Below are 6763 nucleotides of genomic sequence, written 5' to 3'. Positions count from 1 at the left end.
TTCGGTGGTGACGGCGGCTTCGAGGGACGGGGCGACGCCCCGGACGATCCGGGTCGGCGCACCGGAGGCGGCGGCCAGGTCGGCGGCCGCGGTGCGGACGTCCCGGCCCGGAACCGGAAGATCGTCGGCGCCGCAGTGACCGATGGGACAGGAGTGCGAATTTCGCTCACCTTTTCGATATTCCGCCCGCGGCACGATCGGTGGCGACCACATGGAGATTCAACAGCGGACGAGTTCACCATTCCTCCATGATCTTACCCAAAGCCCTTCTAAGATCCCTGTGGGGGCGGTTCTCCGCATCTCTATGTATTCCCTCACTGGCAGGGCCTCAGGTCCTTCTGAACACTGAGAGCAGGAGATGAAATCAACGAATGAAGAAGTGAAGGGAGCCGTGCCCGGGACGCGTCGGCGGAGGCCGGGCGTGCCCGGTCGCCGTACCGTCGGCTCGCTGGCCGCGCTCGCCCTCGCTGTCGGTAGTGGCTCGTTAGCCGCTGCGCCCGTGGCGCACTCGCAGGCGGGGGACGGGGCGGTGACGGTCCGGGTGATCCGGGCCGTGGACAACACCGGAGTGTGGACCCCCGCGCTGGAACCGGGCATCGCGGGCGTCAGGGTGACCCTCACCGACGATGCCGGGGCCGGCATCGAGGGGGTCACCGCGGCCGACGGCACCGTGACGCTCACCCCGGCGGCGGACGGGCCCAGTGGCGGCAGGTACCGGGTGCAGGTGGTGAATCCGAAGCCGGGAGCGCTGTTCCCCGCCTTCGCCTCGCGCCAGGGACTGGATGGTGCGCCCAACCAGTTGAGCAGCAACGAGGAGTTCATCGACCTCTCCGGCGGGAAGAACGTGGCATACACCACCGGGCTCTGGAGTCCGGGTGACTACTGCCAGAAGAACGCACCGCTGATGACGACCTGTCAGCCCGCCACGCGCGAGGGCAAGACCCAGCGCACGCTGGTCTCCTTCCCCTACAGCGCACGCGGCCAGGACGGCGTCGACGTCGACGTCACGAACGTCGCCACCGACGCCGAGACCGGCACGCTCTTCGGCATCGCATGGAACAAGGCCGACAAGCGGGTGTTCTCCTCGGCGCTCGCCAAGCGCACCACGGACTACGGTCCGGGCGGCGCCGGTGGTATCTACGTGACCGACAGTGCGCAGAAGTCGACCACCCTGTTCACCGTCGTCCCGGACGCGGGGACGACGGAGCACGGCCAGGGAACCGACGACGCCTTCCTCGACGCGCCCGGCAAGGAGAGCCTGGGCGGCATCAAGATCACCGAGGACGGCAAGGACCTGTTCGTCGTCAACCTCAACAACCGAAAGCTCTACCGCTATGACGCCACGGTGGCGACCGCGGCGGCACCCAGGTCCGTCGCCACCATCCCGGATCCGGGCTGTCCGGCGGCGGCGGACTGGCGCCCGTTCGGTCTCGGTCTGCGTGACGGCGTCGGCTACGTCGGCGGGGTGTGCTCCGGCGAGTCCACCGGGAAGCTCTCGGACCTGCGCGCCGTGGTCTTGCCCTTCGATCTCGGCACCGGGGCGTTCCGCAAGCCGGTGCTGGACCAGCCGCTGGACTACCCGCGACAGTCCACGGTCGGCAGTGGCCCGTGCGACGGCGCGGGCTGGTTCCCCTGGACGAGCACCTACCCCGACTCGCAGAACGGCCGTCCGTGCGGCAACTCCACCATCGCCAAGCCCGAACCGGAGTTGGGCGAGATCGGCTTCGAGTCCGACGGCTCGATGCTGCTGGCCTTCCGCGACCGCTTCGGCGACCGCGCGCCGGCCGGTCCCACGCCGGGCTCCGCCGCCGTCGTCATGTCGGGCGGTGACCTGAACAAGGCCTGCCCGGCGGACGACATGTACGTGATGGACACCAACAACGGCTGCGGGCTCTCCCCCCGGGGCACCCGTTTCTTCGACACCAGCTGGGGTGGCCACCGCAACACGGCGTTCGCCGGCATGGCGCTCTCCAAGGTCGAGAACACCATCGCGGTCTCCGCCTTCGACCCCAACCACACCGCCCTCGGGTACGGCACGTCGTTCCTCCAGCGCGACGGCGCGCAGGACCCGAAGTTCGGCCTGCGCCTCAACCCGGCGGGTGCCGTGGCCCCGTTCGGCAAGGGCGCCTCGATGGGCGACCTGGAGGTGCTCTGCGACCAGGCCCCGCTCCAGATCGGCAACCGGGTCTGGTACGACCCCGAGCGCAAGGGAATCCAGAACCCGGGCCAACGCCCGGTCGTGGGCGCGACCGTCAACCTGTACGACGAGTCGGGCAAGCTCGTGGGAACGACCGAGACGACGGCGCGTGGCGAGTACTACTTCGACGACTCCAATGTCACCGGAGGTCTCCGGCCGAGGACCAAGTACACCATCCGCCTCGACAAACCGGCCGACTACGCCGAGGGCGGTCCGCTCCACCAGTGGGTACCCACGGAGGCGGATGTCGGCGACAACCACTTCATCGACTCCAAGGGCATCGTGCCGCGCAGCGCGCGTTACCCGGAGCGGGCGCTGACCACCGGCGGGCCCGGGGAGAACGACCACACCTACGACTTCGGCTTCCGGCAGCAGGAGGGCGAGCTGCGCCTGGTCAAGCACGACCAGCACGGCAGAGTGCTGGCCCACGCGAAATTCCAGCTGTGGAAGGAGACGAACGGCTCCGACGAGCTGCAGACCACCGGGGAGGACCCGGACACGAAGGTCGGCAAGCCCTGCGTCACCCGGACCAACGGCATCTGCCGCGGCACCGGCGCGCCGGGCACGTACTACTGGCAGGAGGTCAGCCCGCCCGCAGGTTACGCCGCACCGGAGGACCCCGTGTTCGGACCGCTGGTGCTGACCTCCGAGAACCTCGACGACGGGGTCTCGGTGACAGCGGTCAACCGACGGCTCCATACCACCGAGCCGACACCGAAACCGACGAAGCCGTGGCCGGGTAAGCCGGACAAGCCGGATTGGCCGGATACTCCGGGCGCACCCGGCAACCCCGGCCACACCTCCCACTTGGGTATGGCGTCCACGGGTATGAGTCAGGCGGTTCAGCTGGCGCTGGCCGGCTGCGCCGCGCTCACCGGACTCGGTGCGGCACTGGTCGTACTGATGCGCAGGCGAAGGGCCCAGCACCACTAGGGTCTTTCGCTCGGATCAGGCCGGCTCGGGCGGGTTCGCGGACCAGCGGTTCGCGAACCCGCCCTCCCGCATGACCGACCGATGGGAGAAGGGGACCGCATGGCTCGGAAGAGGAAGACCGACGGCCGTACGCCGCGTCGGGCCCTCTGGGCGAGAACACTGATCGCGATCACGGCGTGCGGCGTCGCGGTGGGCGGCCTGGCCGCCTACCGGAGCTACTCCGACGGCTCCGCCACCGCAGCCGAGCGGCCGGTGACGACGGAGGAGGCGTCCAGGCTGGCGCTGTCGCGGCTGAATCTGTACCAGGCCAGTCCCGTGGCGGTGACCCTGACCGCCGCCGAGGGCGCCGGAGTGGTGGTGCGGGTCAAGGGGGTCGTGGACTACCGGGCCCATCGGGCCGTGGGGAGCTATCAAGTCACCGCATCCACCGAGTCCTCCGGCGCCTCCGGGCCGCCCGTCACCGGGCAGCTCGACCACGGGCTGATCGTCTGGGACGCCGGCGGCCTCGGCCTGGCCCCCGTGCCCGAGGACGACAGCGGACCGCCCTGGCAGCAGGCCGAGCAGATCCCGCGCTCGGGCTGGTCCTCGCGCTCCTACACGAGCGATCCTCTGGACGCCGGGCTCCAGTTGCTGATCGGGCTCGGTGCGGACCGCCCCGACAACCCGATGCTGCTCGCCCAGTCCGGGGCCCGATGGCTGGGCCGTGATCGCATCGACGGCCGCGGCTACGACCGGTTCGCCGGGCCGCGCGCCCAGGGCGCCACGCCAGGAGCGGGTTCGGACGGCGGACAGTCTCCGCTGACCTACTGGGTCGACGGTGACGGCGGTCTGCGGCGGGTGACGATGCGGATGCCGGGCCTGGGGACTCCGACCACCGTGGAGTTCTCCGGGCGCGAGGGCCGCGCGAAACTCCCCGAGGCGCCATGGGGCACCGGCTGAGACCCGGGTTGCCGGTGTGCCCCGGCCTGCCCCACGGCGCCGCCGTGCTCAGCGCGGGCGCGGCACTGCGTCCACGTCCTTCGGGAGCGGATACGTGGCCGGGTCGACGGCCCCGGGCAGGCCGGTCGCCGGGCTGCCCGGGGCCGTCGGGTCCGGCATGGACGGCTGGGCGGGTGGGGCCGGCACCTGGCTGAACGGGACGCCGGGCGGCGGCTGCACCGAAGCGGTCCGGCCGGTCGGAAGCGCGTCCCTGTCGCGGGCGCCGCAGCCCGCGCGTCCCTCCAGTCCGTCCGGGCTCTGGGCGTCGGGCCGGTTGCCCGCGAAACAGTTGCCGGGGTCGGCCGAGGCCAGTACGAGGTCGATGCCGTTGCCGGTGGCGCGGTTGCCTTCGACCCGGTTGCCGCTTGCCGGGTGCCCCGGTGGGTCGGTAACCACCACTCCGGCCGCCCGGTTGCCCCGGATCAGGTTGCGCTGGACGCGGTTCGCGGTGCCGCCGCCGATACCGATGCCGATACCGAAGCCCCCGTCGGCCTGCTCGGGCGTGTCGGCGGCGTTGTTGTCGGCCACCACATTGCCCGCGATCACCGCGCCGTGCTGCGGGGCGAGTGCCTCCAGATCGTTGGAGTTGACCGTGACGCCGACCCGGTTGCGGGCGACGCGATTGCCCAGCACCGACAGGCCGTCCGAGGCGTTGGTCAGCTCGATGCCGACCGCGTTGCGCTCCACGGTGTTGCCGCGGACGACGGTGGAGCAGGGCTTGCACTGGCCGACGTAGATGCCGGAGTCGGCGTGTCCGGAGGCGTAGGAGTCCTCGATCACGCCGTCGCGCGCGTCGAAGGCGTAGATGCCGTACAGGCCGTTGTTGTACGCCGTGACCCGGGTCGCGCGGAATCCGCGGACGGCGGGGAAACGGGTGGTGTCCAGCGGGTCGTAGGCGGAGCCGCCGGCGCCGCGCTGCTGCAACCGTTCGTCGGTGACGCCGGTGAACAGCACGCCGTTGGCGAGGTAGCCGTGCACGGTGAGGTTCTCCACCACCGAGCCCGCGCCGGTCACGGTGATGCCGTTGGCCAGACGCACACCGCCGTCGAAGACCACCTTGTTGCGGTCGGTTCCGCGCAGTACCACGCGGGGCTTGGTGACACGTACGCTCTCCCGGTACACGCCGGGGCCGATCAGTACCGTCTCGCCCTCGCGAGCGGTGTCCACCGCCTGCTGCACCGAGCGGAAGTCCTGCGGGACGCGCAGCACACTCCCCGCCGGATGCCGCGCGTCGGCGGGGGTCGGCTCCGTACCGGAGCACCCAGTGGCCGCCAGCGCGAGCGGGACGACCAGTACCGACAGACGCAACGCCGCCCGGAACACCGCTGTCGGGACGGTCGAGCGGTTCAACGGGCGTAATACAGACAGGGTTTGCATGGACGATGTTTTATCGTCTCCAATAGGCTCATGCCCACCCGACACGGAAATGAGCAGGATCCGTCCCGACCCGCGGCAACCGGTGTCGGGCGGCGCCGAGCACTGCTCGCCGCCGGAGCGGTGCTCGCCGCCGGAGCCGGCGCGGCGGCCGACGAACTGGCGAGGGGCGACCGGCCGGCCGGCCGGGCCACCGCTGGCTCCCCGTCGGCCGAGGCCGCGATTCCCTTCCGCGGCGCCCGCCAGGCAGGTGTCACGGCGCCCCAGCAACCGGCGACTTACCTGTTGTCCTTCGACCTCCCCCGGACCTCGGCCGCCGCCGACCGGAAGGTTCTTCGCGGTGTCCTCGCCGCGCTGAGCGGCACGCTCGCCACCGCGGCAGCCGACTCCCCGTCGGACCCACGGCTACAAGGCGGTGGCACGACCCGGCTCACCTCCCTGGTCGGCGTCGGCCCCGCCCTCGCCGCCCGACTGGACCTCGATGTCCCCGCCTCGCTGGCGGAGTTACCGCCGTTCCCCGGCGACCGCCTCGACCCGCGCCGCAGCAACGGCGATGTCCTGGTCCAGCTGAGCGCGGCTGACCGCTGGACGCTCGCCGTCGTCGCCGAACTCGTCGGCACCGCCGCTCACACCGCCGGCGCCGTGCCGCGCTGGTCCCAGTCCGGCTTCCTGCCCCACACTCCCCCGGGCACCACCCCGCGCAACCTGTTCGGTTCCAAGGACGGCACCGCCAACCCCGATCACGCGGCGGCCGAGCAGTGGGTCTGGGGCCCGCCCGGAGCCCACGGGGACGGCACCGTTCTGGTCTACCGCCGGATCCACATGGACGTGAAAGGCTTCGCGGCCCTCTCCGAGGGCCGGCGCGACCGGGTGATCGGCCGCCGCGCCCGTGACGGAGTCGCCCTCACCGGCACCACCGAGCGCGACGAGCCGGACATCTACGCCAAGAACCCCGACGGTTCCTACGTCATCCCCGCCACCGCCCACGTGCGCCTCGCCAGCCCCCGCTTCGACCGCGGTGCCCGTATGCTCCGCCGCAGTTACAGCTACGACGACGGGCCGGGCGACCGCGGCCTCCTCTTCTGTGCCTTCATGCGCGACACCGCCCAGTTCATCCGCGTCCAGAACCGGCTGGCCGACCGCGACGCCCTCAACCCGTTCCTCCAGCACCGGGCCTCGGCCGTGGCCTACGTCCTGCCCGGTGCCGGATCCGCCGGGACTCTCGGCGAACGGCTCTGGGCATGAGGTCCGCCCGGCTCACGCGTTCACCGCCCCGGCGCG

The 6763-nt window shown here is 71.6% G+C and carries 5 protein-coding genes; 3 read left to right on the top strand and 2 right to left on the bottom strand.

Going from position 1 to position 6763, the window contains the following annotated elements; genetic code table 11:
* Window positions 1–195: hypothetical protein (locus EES42_RS45655; protein WP_206433637.1), on the bottom strand; the 195-nt coding region annotated here is incomplete at its 3' end.
* A gap of 304 nt (window positions 196–499) precedes the next feature.
* On the opposite strand from EES42_RS45655, the gene EES42_RS30005 reads away from it, so the two are divergent.
* Together EES42_RS30005 and EES42_RS30000 are read left to right on the top strand one after the other, a co-directional pair.
* Window positions 500–3130, top strand: coding sequence for an SdrD B-like domain-containing protein (locus EES42_RS30005; protein WP_241196657.1), 2631 nt, complete (start codon window positions 500–502; stop codon window positions 3128–3130).
* 99 nt (window positions 3131–3229) lie between these two features.
* On the top strand, window positions 3230–4069 hold the full coding sequence (locus EES42_RS30000; RefSeq protein WP_124721408.1) for a hypothetical protein: 840 nt from the start codon (window positions 3230–3232) through the stop codon (window positions 4067–4069).
* A 48-nt stretch (window positions 4070–4117) separates the two neighbouring features.
* On the opposite strand, the gene EES42_RS29995 is transcribed toward EES42_RS30000, so the two are convergent.
* The gene (locus EES42_RS29995; RefSeq protein WP_241196656.1) at window positions 4118–5458 is read right to left on the bottom strand and encodes a right-handed parallel beta-helix repeat-containing protein; all 1341 of its coding nucleotides are present in this window, start codon (window positions 5456–5458) and stop codon (window positions 4118–4120) included.
* A gap of 57 nt (window positions 5459–5515) precedes the next feature.
* Between EES42_RS29995 and EES42_RS29990 the strand changes: the two genes are divergently transcribed.
* Window positions 5516–6727: a Dyp-type peroxidase gene (locus EES42_RS29990; protein ID WP_124721406.1), complete on the top strand. Its 1212-nt coding sequence runs from the start codon at window positions 5516–5518 to the stop codon at window positions 6725–6727.
* The last annotated feature ends 36 nt before the right edge of the window (window positions 6728–6763 follow it).

The organism is Streptomyces sp. ADI95-17 (assembly GCF_003846175.1).
GTDB classification, from domain to species: domain Bacteria; phylum Actinomycetota; class Actinomycetes; order Streptomycetales; family Streptomycetaceae; genus Streptomyces; species Streptomyces sanglieri.
This window is presented reverse-complemented; position numbering and strand designations above follow the sequence as displayed.